The organism is Hallella faecis, assembly GCF_018789675.1.
GTDB classification, from domain to species: Bacteria; Bacteroidota; Bacteroidia; order Bacteroidales; family Bacteroidaceae; genus Prevotella; species Prevotella faecis.
This window is the reverse complement of sequence record NZ_JAHKBE010000142.1, coordinates 1-825: the sequence shown is the minus strand read 5'-3', so window position 1 is coordinate 825 and position 825 is coordinate 1. Positions and strand designations below refer to the sequence as shown.

1 protein-coding gene is annotated in these 825 nt (G+C 44.1%); it reads left to right on the top strand.

The window, feature by feature from the left end:
• The first annotated feature begins 339 nt into the window (after positions 1-339).
• Positions 340-537, top strand: a complete 198-nt coding sequence (locus KM934_RS13355; RefSeq protein ID WP_082027865.1) for a DUF1810 family protein — start codon at positions 340-342, stop codon at positions 535-537.
• Positions 538-825: the final 288 nt, after the last annotated feature.

The window sequence follows — 825 nt, the reverse complement described above, 5'->3', positions numbered from 1 at the left end:
AGGCATACCCTCGTCTATAGATATTGAATTCTTAGAATTAAACGACAACCCCTATGTTAGTGATACATCCCAAAGACAAGACCACAGCGATGCTTTCAGCCCTATATGAAGGGCTGGAAGCACAGGTGGTTGATGACAACCACACAACCAAGGAGATGGGGCGTCTGTTGCATCATGTCTCTACACAGGAGCGCATCATGCTGCTGGGGCATGGCCCTGACAAAGGACTATTCTTCCGTGCGGATGACAGCAAGGAGGGATTTGACAAAGTCATCGTGGGGCATCCTCACACTTATCATCTTCGGAAGCATGGAGGCAACATAGTAGCTGTATGGTGCAATGCTGAGGGAGATAACCAGGGCACTGCTACAACACCGTGGAGAATCAGCAGTAGATATATTAGGTGGTATAGATGCCGTAAAGGTTCGCTCCTGCATGACACTCTTCGATGCTGTCTCGCCAGATGACATATTCCAAGAAGTGCTAGATGCTTTCTATGGTGGTACGTCTGACAAGAATACATTGGATTATATGTGAAAGATGTGGGGTTACTACCGCCTCTATATTATCATAAAAGGATATAACGAATAAACATATTTGTTCAAGATGAATGCAATAAGAAAAATAAGAATAAAATGGCAGGTATGGTGCGGGAAGGCCGTTGATATATGGTCCAAGAGTCCATATCCTGCTAACGTGTTGAGCAATCTCCATGACAATGAATTTTACTTTGATGGTGTGAAATGCGGCAGTATGGAGGGGTTCTTGCAAGTAACTACTCAGCACCCCTATAGAAAACCTCTCGTTAATAAACCATAAACTTGA

What these genes read in the sequence shown, in the direction of transcription:
- KM934_RS13355 (WP_082027865.1), top strand. Translation starts at nt 340, where the DNA reads ATGCTGAGGGAGATAACCAGGGCACTGCTACAACACCGTGGAGAATCA.